The organism is Collimonas sp. NPDC087041, assembly GCF_044745265.1.
Classification (GTDB): Bacteria; Pseudomonadota; Gammaproteobacteria; order Burkholderiales; family Burkholderiaceae_D; genus Collimonas.
Genome location: NZ_JBIUZX010000002.1, coordinates 476,436 through 494,945, shown reverse-complemented (window position 1 = coordinate 494,945; position 18,510 = coordinate 476,436). Strand labels below are relative to the sequence as shown.

The following is an 18,510-nucleotide window of genomic DNA, read 5'->3' as shown; positions in this document are numbered from 1 at the left end:
TTCATCTACCAAGATCATTGATTGGATTCAGGCATGAGCGGTACAACTCAACATCGCGCCAGGGAAGGGCGGCTGACACGGCTGGTGGCTGCGCTGGAAGCGATATTGTTCAGGCGGCGCCTGGCGGTGCTGCTGACCTTTGCCGTGTTTACAGTCTGCATGGGCGTGCTGGCGCTGGGCTTGCGCATGTCGGCAGGATTTGAAAAAACCTTGCCGCAGCAGCACGAATACATCAAGACCTTCAACCAGTATCGGGAAGCACTGTTCGGCGCCAACCGCCTGATCGTGGTGGTGCATGCCCGCCACGGCGACATCTGGAATCCACCGGTGCTGCGCCAGTTGCTGGGTGTGACCGAGGCGGTGAATTATCTGCAAGGCGTCGATCGCAGCAGTGTCATGTCGTTGTGGACGCCAAATGTGTTCTTCACCGAAATCACCGAGGATGGATTCAAGGCGTTGCCGATTACCGGCGGCGACATCATCCCGGACAAGCTCAACCCGCAGGTGATCGCCGACATCCGCGGCCGCGTGGCCGCCGGCGGCTATCTCGGCAACCTGGTCTCGCGCGACCAGACCAGCGCCATGGTGCTGGCGGAATTGCAGGACAGCGATCCGCAAACCGGGCAGCCGCTCGATTACCGCGTCTTCAACCAGCTGCTGGAAGACAAGGTGCGCAAGCAGTTTGAAAATGCCGATGTCGAGATCCAGATCATCGGCTTCGCCAAGGCCATCGGCGATATCGGCGAAGAAGCCAGTCGGGTCATGGAGTTCTTCGGCATCGCCTTGCTGCTGACCGCGGCCGCGGTCTACTGGTATTGCCGCTCGCTGCGCCTGACCTTGCTGCCTCTGGTGTGCTCGCTCAGTTCGCTGGTCTGGCAGTTCGGCACATTGCGGCTGCTGGGCTTCGGTCTCGATCCGCTGGCGATCCTGGTGCCGTTCCTGGTGTTTGCGATCGGCGTCTCGCATGGCGTGCAGCAGATCAATTTCATCGTGCGCGAAATCGCCGATGGCAAGAGCACCGAACTGGCGGCGCGCCACAGTTTCACCGGCCTGTTGATACCGGGTACGCTGGCGCTGGTGACCGCCTTCATCAGCTTCATCACGCTGACCCTGATTCCGATTCCGATGATCCGCGAGCTGGCGATCGCCGCTTCGATCGGTGTCGGCTACAAGATTGTCACCAACCTGGTGATGTTGCCGCTGGCCGCCTCGTATTTCAATTTCTCGCAACAATATGCACAACGCGCGATAGGCCGCCGCGAACAGCATAACCGCTGGCTCAGCGGCCTGGCGCTGGTGGCGCGGCCGCGCAATGCCTGGATTGTGGTGGCGCTTGGCGCGCTGTTGTTCGGTGTGGCGGTGTGGCAGAGCCAGGGGCGCCATGTCGGCAGCTTGCAGGCCGGCGCCGCCGAATTGCGTCCGGAAGCTCGCTTCAATCGCGATGCCGCCGATATCACCGCGCGTTTCGATGTCGGGCTGGATTGGCTGACGGTGGTGTTCGAAGTGGCGCCGAGCGCCAAGCTGGATGCCTGCGCCCGCCCTGACGCCCAGCTCTTCATGGACGATTTCGCGCAACAGATGAGCAGCGTGCCGGGTGTGCTGTCGGTGCGTTCGGTGGCCGATGTGCTCAAGGGCGTCAACGCCGGCCTCAACGAAGGCAACCCGAAGATGGCCACCATCACCCGCGACGCGCGCGGCCTCGGTTCGCAGTTCGGCAGCGCCAATAACCAGCTGCATGGCTTTTCGTCGTCGGATTGCCGCGCCCAGGGCGTCAACCTGTATCTCGGCGATCACAAGGCCACCACCATCAAAGGCGTGGTGGCGGCAGTGGAACAGTTCCGTCGCGAGAATCAACTGGCAGGCGTGAATATCCGCCTGGCCAGCGGCAATGCCGGCGTCCAGGCCGCCACCAATGAAGTGCTGGAACGCAGCGAACTGCCGATGATGCTGTATGTGTATGCCGCCATCCTGTTGCTGGTGCTGCTGGCCTACCGCGACTGGCGGGCGATGCTGGCTTGCTGCCTGCCGCTGACGGTTGCTACCTGGCTCGGTTACTGGTTCATGAAGGACCTGAATATCGGCCTCACCGTGGCGACGCTGCCGGTGATGGTGCTGGCCACCGGCATTGGTGTCGATTACGCCTTCTATATCTATAACCGCCTGCAATTGCATCTGGGGGCCGGCATCGGCATCAGCGAGGCAGTTGAACGCAGCTTGCACGAAACCGGCGTGGCGACCGTGTTCACCGCGTTGACGCTGTCGATCGGCGTCGCTACCTGGTCGTTCTCACCGCTGCAGTTCCAGGCCGACATGGGCAAGCTGCTGACCTTCATGTTCCTGGTCAACATGGTGATGGCGGTAACCTTGCTGCCGGCGTTTGCCGTGGTACTGGAAACCGTGTTCCCGCGTCGCGCCGGATTGCCGCGCATGCCCACTTACGCCGCTCATTGAGGAAAGTCATGTTGCGATTGCCGATTATTTTTTCTGTGCAGCGTGCATCGTTGTCCATGATGATGGCCGTGTTGCTGGTTTGGAGCGGTACTGCTGGTGCTGCTGCTTCCGGCTGGCCCACCGACCGCCCCGCGCAGTTGCGTCCACAAGCAAGCGCGACGGCACTGCTGGCGGCGACCGTGACCGGCGAGGGCGCCAGCGGGCGCATCGTCGCAGTCGGCGACCACGGCGTGATCCTGTTATCCGACGATGGCAAGAACTATCGGCAGGCGCGTAACGTACCTACCCGCACCATGCTGACCACGGTGTTCTTCATCGACCGCCAGAACGGCTGGGCTGCAGGCCATGATGGCGTTGTCCTGAAAACCGTCGATGGCGGCGACAACTGGCAGCTGCTGCGCCAGCAGTACGGCCAGGAACAGCCGATATTGTCGATCTGGTTTGCCGATGCCAACAATGGCTTGGCGGTTGGCCTGTTTGGCATGGCGTTGCGCACCTCGGACGGCGGCAACACATGGAGTGAGGTGAAACTGACCGATGGCGATGCTGCCGACCGCCACCTGTACCGGATTCTCGCCACACGCAACGGCACGCTGCTGATCACGGCCGAAGCTGGCACGGTATTCCGCTCGGAAGATGGCGGCAAGCATTGGGACGTGATCGATACCGGCGAAAAAGGCTCGTTGTGGAGCGCCACGGCATTTTCCGAGAATGGCGTCAGTACGGTGATCATGGTCGGCATGCGCGGCCATATCATCCGCAGCGCCGATGATGGCAAGAGCTGGCAAGCGATCGCCTCCGGCACTACGCAATCGCTGACCGACGCCGGCAACTTGTCGGAGCGGGAACTGGTGGTTGGCGGCATGGGCGGTACCTTGCTGCACAGCAGTGACGGTGGTCGCCATTTCTCCGCCGTGCAGGGCGCCGGCGATGCACCGATCACGGCACTGGTCAAAACGCCCGGTGCAGGGACGACTCCGCTGGCGCTGTTTTCATTGGGTGGGGTATTGCCGCCGCTGCCGGCAGCGGCGCCGCAATGACGGACGCCGAGTGCGGTGTTGGCCGTGTTATTGCAGCAGGCGCTGCATGAACAAATCGAGGAACCGTGTTTTGTTGAGTGCCAGGCAAACCTCAGCATTCGCGGCTCCGGCAGTTTCCCGGGTATAGCCGTCATCGCTGACGACGACGCGCAACGGCGTCGTCGGACAAACCTTTGGATCGATTGCGTAGGCGACCGGCACCGCATCGAATAGTGTCGGTGTGCTGCTTGACCAGGGCTGGTAACTGTCGGCCCACTGGTGGTACAGCAGCGTCAATGCATCGGTCAGCGCCGAGCCGTGGCCGAACAAGGCGCTGCGCTCGATGTCATCGAGTTTGATCTGGGTCGAATCGAGCGGCATCATGACGATCGGCACGCCGGAAGAAAACAATTTTTGCGCAGCTGGAATGTCGGCCACGATGTTGTATTCCTTGTCCGCTGGCCGCGCGGCCGCATACTCCGATTTACGATAACCGGCCCTGACGGAACCGCCCATCAGCAGCACCCGCTTCAGTTTGCGGAAGGTTGCCGGATCGCGCTCTATCGCGGCGCCGAGATTGGTCAGTGGGCCGAGCGCGATCAAGGTGATCTGGCCCGGATGTTGGCGAATCTGCTGCAACAGGAAATCTACTGAAGCCATCGGCTTCGGATCAGGCATGCTGCCGCGCTGCGCCCAGCGCGCTTGCGTGAAGGGTGTCATGCTGGTGGTGGCGATGCCTTGCGCCAGCGGAATCTCGCTGTGTCCGGTTTCATGCAGCAGGCGTTGCAGCATTTGCACGCGCAAGCCGGTGTCGCCCCAGGCAGCGCTGATGCCGAGGATATCGAATTCGCGGCTTTGCAGCAGCAGGCCGAGAGCGAAGGCATCGTCGATGTCGTCGCCGATGTCGGTGTCGACGATCACTTTCTCGCGCTCGGCGGCGTACGCCGGGTGCGCTGCGGACAAGGCCAGCAGGCAGCCCAACAGCGCGCTTGCCAACGCCTTGCCGGTCCAGCCAAGGCCGCGTATTCGATGCATCGCTATCATTTGGCAGGCAGCGCCGGCGTTGGCAGGTTCATCAATTTGATCATCAGTTTTTCGAACGCCGGCACGTTCACCTCGCGCACCACGGTGGTCGGGCTGGCGATCAGGCCGGGTGGCGCGTAGGCGGCAGGCCAGGACAAGGTGTTGCCATAGCCGGCGCCGAAGTCGGTGTCGATGCTGACATACAGCTGGTCGGATTTGCTGATCAGGCTCGGATCCAGCCAGACGGCGGTGGCCAGTTCATCCCACATTGGAAAGCCGGTTTCGGTGACCTTTTTCACTACCTGCGCCATTTGCGTATTCGATTTGGTCATGTCGTTCAGCAGTTTGGCGCTCAGCTCGGTCGCCGTCGACGGATCGGCCGGCACCATCACGATATGCTTCCATGGCGCGCGCAGCACGATCTTGGCGGCTTCCGGGTCCCAGCGGAAGTTGAATTCCAGGCGCGGCGTGTTGATGTATTCGCGCGCAAACTGTTCTGCCGATTTCGATGGCAGCACCTGGTGCGGATTCAGGCTGCCGCCCATGTAGACGATTTCCTTGGCGGTCGCCGCAAAGCTCGGGTCGAGGCTGATGGCCAAAGCCACGTTGGTCATTGGTCCGGTTGCCAGGATAGTCACCTGGCCAGGAAATTCATGCACCTTGCGGATCATGAAATTGGCGGCGATTTCATTGGCCGGCTTGGTGTGCGGCATACCTTCCGGCAGCGGCGGCACCACATCGTGGGCGTGGTAGTTCGGCTGGCTCTGGATCGTACCGTCCGGCCATTTGCCATCCATCCAGGCGCCTTTATAGACCAGCTTGCCGTACAAGGCTTCCCAGCGACGGGTTGTTTCCTCGGTGTTCAACAACGGAAAAGCCGAACCTGGCACTACCGGGATGTCGCTGCGGCCGACCAGCTCCAGTGTGCGCAATGCATGCGCGATATTTTCGTCGCGCCAGGTCGAGCCGCTGACGATGCTCAAGCCCAATACTTCAACATCCGGCGACTGCAGCGCCATCAGTTGCGCCGCGCGCGGGCCGCCGATGTCGTCGTCGATGATCACCTTGCGCTTGCCCTCGGCGTGCGCCTGCAGCGGCAATGTTGCGGATACTGTCAGACCCAACATGAATACCGCCGATAACAGCCGGCGACGCAATGGTGTCGATTTCATAAGCTACTTTCAAAGAAAAAGAATAAAAACTTACCCGCCGCAGCCGTCGATGTGTTCGTGGCCGGCATGCAGGTTATCGTAAAAATGGCAGCAACGCCGTCAGGAATGCGTCGGGCGTTTCGATCATCGGTGCATGGCCGCTGTCGGCAATGACCTCCAGCTTGGCGCCGGCAATCCTGGAAGCGAAATAACGGCCGTCGCTGAGCGGCAGCAAGGCATCGTGCTGGCCCCAGATCACCAGTGTCGGAATGGTGATGGCGTTCAACTGCTTGTCCACAGTTTCGCTGAGCAGCGCCGGATTGCGGACTGAGCGGATTGCCCATGCATCTCCCTTGGCCAGGCTCCAGGCAAGGCCGTCACGCAAGGCCTGGTCGGTGTGATAGGACGGCGCATGGAACACGCTGGCCAGCAATTGCTTTTCGCCTGCCAGCGATGCGCCGACGACACTCTTGCCCGGCGGCGTTGCGAATTGGCGTTTCATCGTCGCATACAGTCCGGCGGAGTCGGACAGCACCAGCCGGGACGGCTTTGGCAAGGCCAGCGTCGGCCCGGCTGCGACACCATTCAAGGCCTGTATCGTATATTGTGTGGAAATCCAGCCGCCCAGCGATTCGCCGATCAGCGTGAAATCCGAAACCTGTTGCTGGCGCAGGAATTCGCCGAGGAAATCAACCCAGGTCTGGATGCCGAAATCGATCTGCGGTTTGTCTGAATTGCCGAATCCTAATTGGTCGAGCGCCAGCACCCGATGGTTCTGCGCCAGCGGCAGCATGACCTTTCCCCAATCACCCTTGGCGCTGCTGCCCAGGCCGTGCACCAGCACCAGAACCGGACCGCTGCCGATGTCGTAGTAGCGAATCGTGGCGCCAAACAAAGTAGCGGTCTTTTGCTCCGGTAAATCGGCTGCCGCAGCTGGCATGAGTGCGGTAATGCCAATCGCGACGATGCAGCATAAGCCTGCCGCGATCCGTCGCCAGGCTGGTCCTGATTGAAAAGCGCGGGCGTTCTTCGTACGGTTGTTGTGCATGCCTCCTCCAAGTGTTCACTGGATCGTTGTGCGCGTTGAACCAGACGACAGAATTTATGCCGTCGTCGGTTCAAGCAGGCGATGTAACTGCCAGGCAGATCAGAAGTTCGACCGGAACTGCACGCCGAACATGCGCGGGTCGTTGATGAACGCGGTCAGGTTGTTGAAGTCGATGCCGCCCACCGCCACCACCTTGTTGGTGATGTTGCGTGCGAAAGCTGCGATTTCATACTTGTCGCCATCCCATTTGTAGCCCATGCGCAGGCCGCCTTCGAGCAACGGTTTGCCGGTGAACTCGGTCGAGTTGTACAGGAAGAAGTTGATCTTGCTGCGATATGACCAATCGGTATAAAAATATACTTCGTTGTTGTTGCCCAGCGGGATGCCATAACGTGCGGTGACGTTGGCAATCCACTTCGGCGCTTGCGGCAACGGGTTGCCGTCAATCGAGTACAGGCCAGGCCGCACTTGGGTATTGAGCATGGTGCAGGTTGCGCAGCCGGCCACCAGCAGGTTCGGATCACGAATCTGCGTGTAGTTGTAGCTGCCGCCGAAAGTCATGCGCAAGCGTTCGGTCAGGTTCGCTTCCAGGTCCAGTTCGGCGCCACGTCCCACTGTCTTCGCCGCATTCACCAGCGTGATCGAGTTGGAAGCACCGCCGACCGCCGTCAGCTGTTGATTCTTGACGTCGTAGCTGTAGATGCTGAAGTTGGCGCGGGCGCGGCGATTGAACAGGTCGGCCTTGATCCCGGTTTCATACGAGGTGATGGTCTCGGCGTTGGCCACCGTGATCGGCACGGACGACGACGGCGCAGCAATACTCGGCGCGCGGAAGCCAGTGGCGACTCGTGCGTAGGTGGTGATGTCGTTGGTCAGTGCGTAATTGGCGCTGAGGTCCCAGCTGACGTTCGACTTGCTCTCGCTGATCGAGCCGGGGCCGGAGAAGGTTACGTTGTCGGCGACTTCGGTCGAGAAATCCTTCTTGTCTTGCGTGTAGCGCAAGCCGCCGCGCAGCTTGAAGCGGTCGTTGACGTCATAGGTCAGCGAACCGAAGACTGCGTACGCAGTATTTTTCTGACGGTTTTGCAGATAGCTGGTCTGCTGTTGCGTGGTGCTGTCGAAATTGGCGCTGTTGCCTGTTACGTCTTCATTGAAGTAGTACAGGCCGGTCTGCCAGTTGAGCGGTCCGTCGTTCTTTGATTCGACCCGGAATTCCTGTGAGAACTGCTTGTCGTCGCCGACGCCTCCGCCAGTTTGCACCTGGAACGGAATGAAGCCCGGACCGGTCGGCGTACCGCCGTCGATATCGCCACGGCTGAAATAACTGGAGATGGTTTCATAGCCGGTGATCGAGTACAGTTTTACGTTTTCCAGATTCCAGCTCAGGCGGGCGCTGCCGCCGGCGGTATGCAGGGATTGCGAATTCAAGCCGTTGAAGGTGGTCTGCGACGGGTCGAAACCGGCAACAAAACCGTTCGTACCCGGTTGCAGGATATTTGCGCGGAACAATTGCGATGTGCCGGTGGTGGCGCGCGCGTGGATATTGAACAACGCGTTGAAGGTGCCATCCGGCTTGTACAGGAATTGCAGGCGGCCGGCGCGTTCGTCGTAGCCGTTCAGATAGGGCGTGCCGCCGCCGTTATTGGAAACCCAGTCGTCGCGGTGCTCGACCAGTGTCGAAAAGCGCATCGCCCACTGATCGCTCAGCGGCACGTTGACTGCAGCTTCAACGTTGGCGGTATTGTGGGTGCCATCGGAGACGCTGTAGTAACCGGAAACGCCGTCCAGACTCGGTTTGGCCGAATCAAACTTGACCACGCCAGCCGGTGTGTTGCGGCCGAACAGCGTGCCTTGCGGGCCGCGCAGCACCTCAACCCCCGCCATGTCGAACATCGGGAAACCTTTGAGCGCAGCGTTTTCCTGCACCACGTCATCGAATACCAGCGATACCGGTTGTGAAGCGAAAGTTGAGAAGTCAGTGTTGCCGTAGCCGCGGATGTAGAAACGTGGGAAAGTGCGGCCGTTCGACGATTCGATATTCAGGCTCGGCACCTTGGCGGCTAATACCCGGATGTCGGCGCCGCCGGAGTTCAATACGTCCAGCGTCTCGCCTTTCAGCAGCGTCACAGAGATCGGCACGTCCTTGATTTTCTCGACCTTGCGCTGCGCTGTCACCGTCATGGTTTCCAGCTGCAGGTTGCCTTGTGTGGTGTCCGCCGCTGGCGCTGCACTCGCCGCCGGCGTTGCAGGCACCGGCGCTGTCTGCGCCAGTACCGCCCCGAATGGCAGTGCTGCCCCCAATGTCAGCACCACTTTATGCGCACAGCGCATGTGGGCGCGAGCCCTCGCTTTTTTTCCCATTTTTCATCCCTCTGTTATCCACATTGATAAACCGAACTTGCTTTTTTTCTTGTACCGACCGTGCTGCGCAATGCAGTAGCAATGGCGAACTGCATGTAGGGGGATCGGATGACGAACAGTCGATTCATCATCGATCGGATCGGACTCATCAACGCAAAGACCGTGCCAGAAATTTTCCAGGCAGGAAGGGGTGAAAAAATCGTGTAGATATTTTTATCGAAAATATATTGTATACATATGAAAGCCTATGATCGCTGCAACGCGACGATGCAAGGACGGCAATTTTCGACCATTACCGGATCTCGCTCGTCAGCGAGGAATAACGCCATTTAATGGGGAGGGGCGCGCCAAATTAGGGATTGGTTGTTGCAGTTTGGCCCGGATTAGTGCGTCGCAATATATCGAAATCGCGACATTTTTTTAGAACTTGTATACACTTTGAAGCGCCTTGAGACGGTGCTGCCGATGCACTGCCGATGGGCGCAATGCCGTTGGCGTTCAGGCGATGTCGAGGATGTCGGCCAGGTTGACTTCGTGTTCGTCATCGCTCAGCAGCAAGGCGCGTTCGATGTCGATCAGGTGCTGGTTCATCATGCGCACCGCTTGTTTTGCGTCGCCGTTTGCGATGGCGTTAATCAGTTCTTCGTGTTCGTCGTTCGGGCAGGCGGTCTTGTTGGGAGCCTGGTACAAGGCGATGATCAGTGAGCAGCGCGACACCAGTTCGCGCAGGAATCGGGTGAGCACCGGATTGCCGGCGCTCTCGGACAACAGGATGTGGAACTCGCCGCCGAGGCGTATCCATTTGGCGTGATCGCCGCTATGAAAGGATGCATGCTCTTCTTTCACGATCTGGCGCAAGCGGCTGACTTGCGCACGCGTCGCATGCTCCACCGCCAGCGGCACGATGGCGGCTTCGATGGCGCGGCGCGCGGCAAAAATTTCGCGCGTTTCCTGCGGCGTCGGCTGGGCGATGATGGCGCCACGGTTGGGTCGCAACTCCAGGATGTGATCGTGCGCCAGCCGCTGAATCGCCTTGCGCACGATGGTCCGGCTGACCGCGAACAACTCGCACAGGCTGGCTTCAGTCAGCTTGGTTCCCGGCCGCAGACGCTGGCTCATCACTGCCTTCAGCACCGAGTCGTAGATCTTTTGATCGACAACGCCGCTGCCGCGTTTGACGATGGCCTTGGCCGGCGCGGCAACCGTGTCACCAGACTTTTTGCTCATGGATTCCCATTTCTGTTTTGGATTGCAAGCCTGCGGTCATGCTACCGCAAATCGCTGCCGCCAGACACAGGCACAAAACGTACCAGATGTGTACCAGATGCGTACCTGACGTGTGCCAGATACCCGGCAGACGCCAGGACCACGCGATTCGGCGCTGGCATGCGGTTTGCTTTTGTCACAGTCTTTCAGCCGGCTGAATAGGGTGTTTTAGTCGGCGTTGAACAACGAAATTGATGTAGCATGTTGCTTGCCTTTGGTATGTGGCCGCCGTCGCTGTAATCCGGCACGGCGGGCAAGCGCAACGCTGGAATCATTTTGCAACGGTCTTACACTGTTACAGGCAAAAGAAAGTGACTTCAACCATACCGCGTCTGGAAATCGCCCATATCCGCAAAGCCTATCCTGGCGTGCTGGCCAATGACGATATCAATCTGCGCGTTGTCCCCGGCGAAATCCATGCTGTCCTCGGCGAGAACGGCGCCGGCAAATCGACCCTGATGAAAATCATCTTCGGCACGGTGAAACCCGATGCCGGCGACATCTTCTGGAATGGCGAGCAGGTGCATATCGCCAACCCCCATGTCGCCCGCAAGCTTGGCATTGCGATGGTGTTCCAACATTTTTCATTGTTCGACACGCTCACCGTCGCGGAAAATATCGCGCTCGGCCTGGCTTCCGATGTCAGCATGCCGGAGCTGGTTGCGCAGATCCGCGAGACCGGGGAGAAGTACGGCCTGGAGCTGGAGCCACACCGCCACGTGCACACACTGTCGGTCGGCGAACGCCAGCGCGTCGAGATCGTGCGGGCGTTGCTGACCAATCCGCAATTACTGATCCTTGATGAGCCAACCTCGGTGCTGACGCCGCAGGCGGTCGATAAATTGTTCGTCACCTTGCGCAAGCTGGCTGACGAGGGGTGCAGCATCCTCTATATCAGCCACAAGCTCGATGAAATCCGGGCCTTGTGCCACAGCGCTACCGTGATGCGTAACGGCAAAGTCACCGGCACCTGCGATCCGCGCAATGAAACCAGCGCCGGCCTGTCGCGCATGATGATCGGCGATGAGCTGGTGCGCCTGCAGCGCGAACGCAATCCCGATTCGCATCGCAGCGAGCGCAAGTTGCATGTCAACCGCCTGAGCCTGCCGAAGGCGCATCTGTTTGCCACCGAACTGCACGATATTGAATGCGAAGTACGCGCCGGTGAGATCGTCGGTATTGCCGGAGTCTCTGGCAACGGCCAACAGGAATTGCTGGCTGCGCTGTCCGGTGAAGATCAGCGCGCCGCACCGAACATGCTGATGCTGGTCGGCCGCGCCGCCGGTAATCTGGCGCCGAATCCGCGCCGTGCGCTCGGCCTCGGGCTGGTGCCGGAAGAGCGGCTGGGACGCGGTGCGGTGCCGACCTTGTCGCTGTCGGCCAACATGCTGCTGTCGCACCAGAAGACGCCCTACGTGAAACGCGGCATGATCGATTTTTCCTACACCCGCAATGCTGCCGCCGCCATCATCGAGCGCTTCAAGGTCAAGGCCAGCGGCCCCGAGGCATTGGCCAAGAGTCTGTCCGGCGGCAACCTGCAGAAATTCATCGTCGGCCGTGAACTGGAACGCAAGCCGAGCGTGTTCATCGTCGCCCAGCCGACCTGGGGTGTTGATGTCGGCGCGGCGGCGCAGATTCATGCCGAAATTCTCGCATTGAAACAGGAAGGTTGTGCCGTGTTGGTGATATCCGAAGAACTCGACGAACTGTTCGCGCTGTGCGACCGGCTGCACGTGATTGCGAAGGGGCGTCTGTCGCCGTCGATACCGATTGAGCAGGCGACCCGCGAGCAGGTCGGCTTGTGGATGAGCGGCTTGTGGCAGGATGGCCAGGAGGCGACGCATGCGTAATCCGTGGCCGTGGAAACTGGAACTGCGCGGCACGCCGTCGCGCTCCATGACGTATCTTTCGCCGGTGATTGCGGTAGTGCTGACGATGTTGCTGGGCGCTCTGTTGTTCATGGCGCTGGGCAAGGACCCGCTGGCCGGCCTGAAAGTGTTCCTGATCGATCCGTTCAACGGCAAGCGCGCCATCAGTGAGCTGCTGCTGAAATCGGTGCCGCTGATATTGTGTGCGCTGGGCCTGGCGGTGTGCTTCCGCGCCAATATCTGGAACATCGGCGCCGAAGGTCAATTCACGGTTGGCGCCTTGTTTGCCGGCGCTACGCTGGTGGCGATCGATGTGCCGGGCCATGCGATCCCGGGTGGTCTCGGCCTGTTGCTGATGATTGTCGCCGGGATCCTCGGTGGCGCATTCTGGGCCAGCATCACCGCGGTATTGCGCGATCGTTTCAACGCCAACGAAATCCTGGTGTCGCTGATGCTGACCTATGTCGCGCAATTACTGTTGATGTATGCGGTCAACGGTCCGTTGAAGGACCCCAACGGCATGAACTTTCCGCAATCGAAAGTGTTCTCCAGCGAATTCATGCTGCCGGAGCTGATCAGCGGCACGCGCCTGCACATCGGCTTCGCCGTCACGCTGGTCCTGGCAATCGTGATGACGGTATTCATGACGCGCAGCTTCCGTGGATTCTCGCTGATCGTCGGCGGTACCGCACCGCACGCGGCGCGTTACGCGGGATTCTCCAGCCGCAGCGCGTTGTGGATATCGCTGCTGATCTCGGGCAGCTTTGCCGGCCTGGCCGGGGCGTTTGAAATCGCCGGGCCGATCGGCCAGCTGTTGCCGTCGGTGTCGCCCGGTTACGGTTTCGCCGCCATCATCGTCGCCTTCATTGGCCGCCTGCATCCGGTCGGTGCGGTGCTGGGCGGGTTGGTGATGTCGCTGCTATACCTGGGCGGCGAGTTGGCGCAATCGCGGCTCGGCCTGCCGTCGGCAATCACCGGCGTGTTCCAGGGCATGCTGCTGTTTCTGCTGCTGGCCAGCGATACGCTGATTGATTATCGCCTGCGCTGGAAAGCCAAGGTTTAAGGAACGCACATGGAACAATTCGCTTCTCTTATCGCTGCCTCGATCAATGCCGGAACGCCGTTGCTGCTGGCAGCGCTCGGCTTGCTGATCAATGAGCGTGCCGGTGTGCTGAATCTTGGCGCTGAAGGCATGATGCTGGTCGCGGCGATTGCCGGCTTCGCGGTCGGCTACACCACCCATAGCCCGATGCTCGGCTTCATTGCCGGCGCCCTCAGCGGCATGCTGATGGCCTCGCTGTTCTCCTGGCTGGCGCTGGTGCTGGCCACCAACCAGGTTGCCACGGGCCTGGCGCTGTCGATTTTTGGCGCCGGTTTATCGGCCTTCATCGGCCAGCGCTTTGTAGGTTTGGCGTTGCCTTCGCAAACTTTGTCGATCCCGCTTCTCAAAGACCTGCCGTTCGTCGGCCCGGCGCTGTTCCAGCAGCACTGGATGAGTTATCTGTCGCTGCTGTTGTGTGCGGCGATTGCCTGGTTCATCTACCGTACCCGCGCCGGCCTGATCCTGCGCGCGGTTGGCGAATCGCCGGAATCGGCGCATGCACTTGGTTATCCGGTGCGCTGGATCCGCTTTGCCGCGCTGCTGTTCGGCGGCGCCTGCTGTGGCCTGGCCGGCGCCTATCTGTCGCTGGTGTATACGCCGATGTGGGTCGAAGGCCTGGTCTCGGGCCGCGGCTGGATTGCCTTGGCACTGACGGCATTCGCTACCTGGCGGCCATTGCGTGTGCTGCTGGGGGCCTTGCTGTTCGGCGGCGTCACGATCCTGCAGTTCTACCTGCAGGGCATTGGCGTCACCGTGCCGTCGCAGATCCTGTCGATGCTGCCCTACGTGGCAACCATCGTGGTGCTGGTGCTGATTTCGCGTAATCCGGACTGGATACGCTTGAACATGCCGGCGTCGTTGGGCAAGCCATTCAAGCCGAATGCAAGTTGAATAATTTGATGAAGTAATACACAAGCAAACCAGATAGCACGTCGACCAACCATCACACAGAGGGAGATAGATAATGAAGATATCGCGCAGGACATCATTGGCCATGCTGGCAACGCTGGCCGCCGCAACGCTCATCGGCTGCGGCAAGAAGGACGAGCCGGCGGCGGCCCCGGCTTCTGCCGCCGCGTCGGCTGCAGCACCGGCCAAGGCTGAACCGCTGAAAGTCGCTTTCGTCTACATCGGACCGGTCGGCGACGCCGGCTGGACCTTTGCCCATGACCAGGGCCGCAAGGCGGTCGAACAGAAGTACGGCGACAAGGTCAAGACCACTTTCGTGGAGAACGTCCCCGAATCCGCCGCCGATGCAGAGCGTGTGATCCGCCAGCTGGCGACAGATGGCAACAAGCTGATCTTCGGCACCACTTTCGGCTACATGGAAGCGATGCTGAAAGTGGCCAAGGAATTCCCGGACGTGAAGTTCGAACATGCGACCGGCTTCAAGACCGCCGACAACCTGGCGCAGTATGACGTCCGTACCTATGAAGGCGCCTACCTGGCTGGCGTCGTGGCCGGCAAGATGAGCAAAACGGGCAAGCTCGGTGTGGTCGCTTCAGTGCCGATTCCTGAAGTGATCCGGAATATCGATTCGTTCACGCTCGGCGCCCGCTCGGTCAATCCGAAAGCCACCACGCGTGTAGTCTGGGTCAACAAATGGTTCGATCCGGGCAAGGAACGTGAAGCGGCAACCACGCTGATCGGCCAGGGTGTCGATGTGCTGATGCAAAACACCGACTCCGCCGCAGTCGTGCAGACCGCGCAGGAAAAGGGCGTGTACGCATTCGGCTGGGATAGCGACATGAGCAGCTTCGGCCCGAAAGCGCATCTGGCGGCATCGATGATCAACTGGGGCACCTACTACACCAAGCGCGTTGGCGAAGTGTTGGACGGAACCTGGAAAACCGGCACCAGCTGGCTCGGCCTGAAAGATGACGGTATCGATCTCGGCGCCTTCAACGCGGCCTTGCCGGATGACGTCAAGGCGTTGGTAGCTGAACGCAAGAAAGGCATCATCGACGGCAGCGCGCCGATCTGGAAGGGACCGATCATCGACAACACCGGCAAGGAAGCGGTTGCCAAGGATGCGGTGGCCACCGACGATTTCCTGCATGGCATCAAGTTCTATGTGCAGGGCGTCGAGGGTAAGGTACCGGGTTAATTTTTCCCCTGGGCCTGTTTATCGGGCTTGGGCGATCGCACTGTTCGACAGGGTGAAGAATGCCAGGAGCAATTCCTGGCGCGGAAAATTCTTCACCCTTCATGCGCGATGCATTCTTCTCTAGCCAATCAATCAGTAGTGATTTCCGCGATTCTTGCGAGCTGGTCGCTAACTGCCTCCACCAGACTTTCCTTAATTTTTTGCCCCCACACGCATTCCAGGCGACCTGGCTCCAGGAGAACGAACGCCTGAGCAAATTCTTGTCTTGTTCTTGTCATTGAATCGTCATGCCAATGACATATTTATTTCTGATACTTCAGGTCGTTGTAAAAAAGACATGTTTTGTTTGGTATTTTTCTTGTTAAAACTCGTTTTGACCTGGAGAAAAAGATGCTTGCAGCAATCAATAAGTATTGGGACTTGAGGAAATTGGTTTTTGTAGGATTGGCCGCGACGGCCTTTGCGGTTTGCGATGCTGAGTCAACGGTAGTGCAAAAGGAGCAGTCGCAGACGGCGATTGATTACAGTCAGCGCAAGGCATTGGTGATCGGTGTCGATGGCATGCAGTACGAAAAGCTGCAAGAGGCGATTGCTGCGGGCCGTGCTCCTAACCTCGCGCAATTCACTATCGCCAAATCCTATATTGGCGGTGTTGTCGGAACTGTGACTCAGCAATCCACCTATAGTGGACCTGGCTGGAGCACAATTCTGACCGGCGCCTGGAGCAACCGGCATCGCGTCACTGGCAATGACAGCAGGCAGCGCAATCAGACCAAAAGCATATTCAGGCTGATCAAAGAAGCGACGCCATCACGTCGCACCGCCAGCATCATTAGCTGGAATACCATCAACGATAACTTCGCACGCGATATTGAGCTTGCCTATATCGATAGGGTTGAAAAATGCAGTGACATTGATCAATGCGTCGCTGAAAAGGCCAGCAGTGCGCTGCGCTTTGAAGTTTTTTCATTTGTCTTTGCCCATTTTGACGAGCCGGATCTCACCGGTCATGCCCAAGGTTTTGGCGACGCATACCAAGCCGCAATCCAGGGAGTGGATACGCAGGTTGGGCAATTGCTGGCCGCGCTGCGGCAACGTCAAGTTGCGTATCCTGATGAAGACTGGCTGATTATTGTGACACCTGACCACGGTCGAGCCGCAGCAGATGGGCATAGTCATGGCAATCAAACCTTGAGTGAAAAGACCACTTTCATTGCCATCAACAAGCCGGCTAATGCACAGTTGAGCGCGCCGATTAGCGATCCGGATAACATGAATTTTGGTGGTTTGTATGGGAACGCAACGCAAGCCGATATCGTTCCAACTGTCTTGGCCCATCTGGGCGTCAAACCGAATCTGCTCGATTACCCGATTGACGGAGTAAGCCTGATCGGGGAACTCGGTGTGCGGCTGTTAGCGGTGCAAATCAATAACACAGCACGTAGCGCAACATTAAAATGGCGCAATACCAGTGCGCAAGGAAAACCATTGACGATCTATCGCGATGGTAAATTGCTGGCGACGTTGACGGATCAAGTGAGCGAGTATGTTGATAACGATTTAAAAAATGTTCAAGATGGCGTCGTCGATTTGAATTACACCGTCGTCGTTAATGATGTTCCGCAATCATATTTGGCGCGTGCAAATTTTAGTGCCGCCATATCATCAAATCCCTCCTTGTTGATGCGATGATGGGCTTGTTGAGCTAAGGAAAATCGATTGCACGTCTGTCTTTCCAGGCTCAGCCATAGCCTAGCCAGGCTGGCATTGAATTCATTTTGCGTGTTGCGTATTGGCAATGGTCGGCGCGGTGATCCGCTGCTATACTCCGTTTTCTTTCAATTTTCATAACGGAATAGCCATGCCAGATCAGGACTCGACTACGAAGGCGACATCGCGCGCCAAGTCATCCAAAATCGGTACCTTGACCACTGCGATGGTCGAGGACACAGCCAACATCCTGCATCAAAGCGGAGAGCTACAGCCGGGAACCGGCCTGATCACGAGCGTGATTGCGCTGAGTCTCGGCTTCCTCAGCTTATTGGGCGTGCTGGCCTTCCATTTTCCGCAATACCTGACTACGCCCGAACTGCGCCATGTCTATTCGGTCAGCCTGATGCGCCAGATCCTGTTCGGCGCGCTATTGGTGTCTGGCGTCCTGTCGTTAGTAAATATTTTGTTTGGCCGGCATCGTTCGCTGAATTTCACCGCACTCCTGATGGTGCTGGTTGCGGTCGCCTGGGGAGGTTCAAAGGTCGCGGTCGGCGAGTTTCCGGATCACACGCCATACATCGGGCTGGACTGGTTCATCATCGACCTGCTCGGCTCAACCCTGATTTTCGTGCTGATCGAAAAGATGTTCCCGCTGTATCGCAAGCAGGCGATATTCCGCTTCGAATGGCAGACCGACCTGGTGCATTTTGCGGTCAACCATTTCATCATCGGATTGGCGCTGCTGGTGGTCAACGTGATGATTCACCGGGTATTCGGCTGGATGGTGCATGCCGATTTCCAGAACACGATCGCTGGCATCAGCTTTATCCCGCAACTGCTGTTGTGCATGCTGGTGGCTGACCTGATGGAATATGGCGCGCACCGTGCGTATCACGAAGTGCCGTTTTTGTGGCGCTTCCACGCGGTACATCACAGCGTCAAAACCATGGACTGGCTGGCCGGCTCACGCCAGCACATACTGGAATTGATCTGCACCCGGGTGCTGGTGCTTGGCCCGCTGTTCGTGTTGGGCTTCGATAAATCCGTCGTCAACGCCTACATCATCATTGTCGGCTTCCAGGCCGTATTCAATCATTCCAACGTGCATCTACCGTGGGGACCGCTGCGCTACATCTTCGTCACGCCGGATTTCCATCACTGGCATCACTCGTCAGAAGACGAAGCGATCGACAAGAACTACGCGGCCCACTTCGCCTTTATCGATTATTTCCTCGGCACGGCAGTCAAGGTGAACCGCGCGTTCCCGGAGAAATACGGCGTGGTCGGCGATTACATGCCTGATGGTTTCATCAAGCAGCAGGCGTTTCCGTTTCGCAAGCAGGGTTGAAACTAAATCATCGGCAGGCATTCACAAATGCCTGCCACCGGATCGCCGTTCGT

13 protein-coding genes are annotated in these 18,510 nt (G+C 58.9%); 8 read left to right on the top strand and 5 right to left on the bottom strand.

Annotated features, from left to right (window positions below; genetic code table 11):
- Positions 1-33 precede the first annotated feature (33 nt).
- Both ACIPF8_RS05440 and ACIPF8_RS05435 read left to right on the top strand, forming a co-directional pair.
- Positions 34-2,451 (top strand): RND family transporter, encoded by a 2,418-nt coding sequence (locus tag ACIPF8_RS05440; protein WP_400417955.1) that lies wholly within the window; start codon positions 34-36, stop codon positions 2,449-2,451.
- A gap of 8 nt (positions 2,452-2,459) precedes the next feature.
- On the top strand, positions 2,460-3,491 hold the full coding sequence (locus ACIPF8_RS05435) for a WD40/YVTN/BNR-like repeat-containing protein (RefSeq protein ID WP_400417952.1): 1,032 nt from the start codon (positions 2,460-2,462) through the stop codon (positions 3,489-3,491).
- Positions 3,492-3,518: 27 nt separating this feature from the next.
- Here the strand turns inward: ACIPF8_RS05435 and ACIPF8_RS05430 are convergent, their stop codons facing one another.
- The 5 genes from ACIPF8_RS05430 to ACIPF8_RS05410 all read right to left on the bottom strand — a co-directional run bounded on the left by ACIPF8_RS05430 (position 3,519) and on the right by ACIPF8_RS05410 (position 10,280).
- Positions 3,519-4,505, bottom strand: coding sequence for a nucleoside hydrolase (locus tag ACIPF8_RS05430; protein WP_400417949.1), 987 nt, complete (start codon positions 4,503-4,505; stop codon positions 3,519-3,521).
- A 5-nt stretch (positions 4,506-4,510) separates the two neighbouring features.
- Positions 4,511-5,665, bottom strand: a complete 1,155-nt coding sequence (locus ACIPF8_RS05425) for a nucleoside hydrolase (RefSeq protein WP_400417946.1) — start codon at positions 5,663-5,665, stop codon at positions 4,511-4,513.
- A gap of 73 nt (positions 5,666-5,738) precedes the next feature.
- The gene (locus tag ACIPF8_RS05420; protein ID WP_400417943.1) at positions 5,739-6,692 is read right to left on the bottom strand and encodes an alpha/beta fold hydrolase; all 954 of its coding nucleotides are present in this window, start codon (positions 6,690-6,692) and stop codon (positions 5,739-5,741) included.
- A gap of 99 nt (positions 6,693-6,791) precedes the next feature.
- A complete protein-coding gene (locus ACIPF8_RS05415; RefSeq protein ID WP_400417940.1) occupies positions 6,792-9,053 on the bottom strand; it encodes a TonB-dependent receptor in 2,262 nt (753 codons plus the stop codon).
- Between the two features lie 498 nt (positions 9,054-9,551).
- Positions 9,552-10,280, bottom strand: a complete 729-nt coding sequence (locus ACIPF8_RS05410) for a GntR family transcriptional regulator (protein ID WP_400417938.1) — start codon at positions 10,278-10,280, stop codon at positions 9,552-9,554.
- A 350-nt stretch (positions 10,281-10,630) separates the two neighbouring features.
- Here ACIPF8_RS05410 and ACIPF8_RS05405 point away from each other — a divergent pair, with 350 nt between their 5' ends.
- The 6 genes from ACIPF8_RS05405 to ACIPF8_RS05380 all read left to right on the top strand — a co-directional run bounded on the left by ACIPF8_RS05405 (position 10,631) and on the right by ACIPF8_RS05380 (position 18,457).
- Positions 10,631-12,169, top strand: a complete 1,539-nt coding sequence (locus ACIPF8_RS05405) for an ABC transporter ATP-binding protein (protein ID WP_400417935.1) — start codon at positions 10,631-10,633, stop codon at positions 12,167-12,169.
- Positions 12,162-13,250 carry an ABC transporter permease gene (locus ACIPF8_RS05400; RefSeq protein ID WP_400417932.1) on the top strand — a complete coding sequence of 363 codons (1,089 nt, stop codon included), beginning with the start codon at positions 12,162-12,164 and terminating at the stop codon, positions 13,248-13,250. Before ACIPF8_RS05405 ends, ACIPF8_RS05400 begins: the two co-directional genes overlap by 8 nt.
- A gap of 9 nt (positions 13,251-13,259) precedes the next feature.
- Positions 13,260-14,180, top strand: a complete 921-nt coding sequence (locus ACIPF8_RS05395; protein WP_400417929.1) for an ABC transporter permease — start codon at positions 13,260-13,262, stop codon at positions 14,178-14,180.
- 73 nt (positions 14,181-14,253) lie between these two features.
- A complete protein-coding gene (locus ACIPF8_RS05390) occupies positions 14,254-15,396 on the top strand; it encodes a BMP family ABC transporter substrate-binding protein (RefSeq protein ID WP_400417926.1) in 1,143 nt (380 codons plus the stop codon).
- Positions 15,397-15,786: 390 nt separating this feature from the next.
- Positions 15,787-17,088, top strand: coding sequence for an alkaline phosphatase family protein (locus tag ACIPF8_RS05385; RefSeq protein ID WP_400417924.1), 1,302 nt, complete (start codon positions 15,787-15,789; stop codon positions 17,086-17,088).
- A gap of 244 nt (positions 17,089-17,332) precedes the next feature.
- Positions 17,333-18,457 carry a sterol desaturase family protein gene (locus tag ACIPF8_RS05380; RefSeq protein ID WP_400418213.1) on the top strand — a complete coding sequence of 375 codons (1,125 nt, stop codon included), beginning with the start codon at positions 17,333-17,335 and terminating at the stop codon, positions 18,455-18,457.
- Positions 18,458-18,510 lie beyond the last annotated feature (53 nt).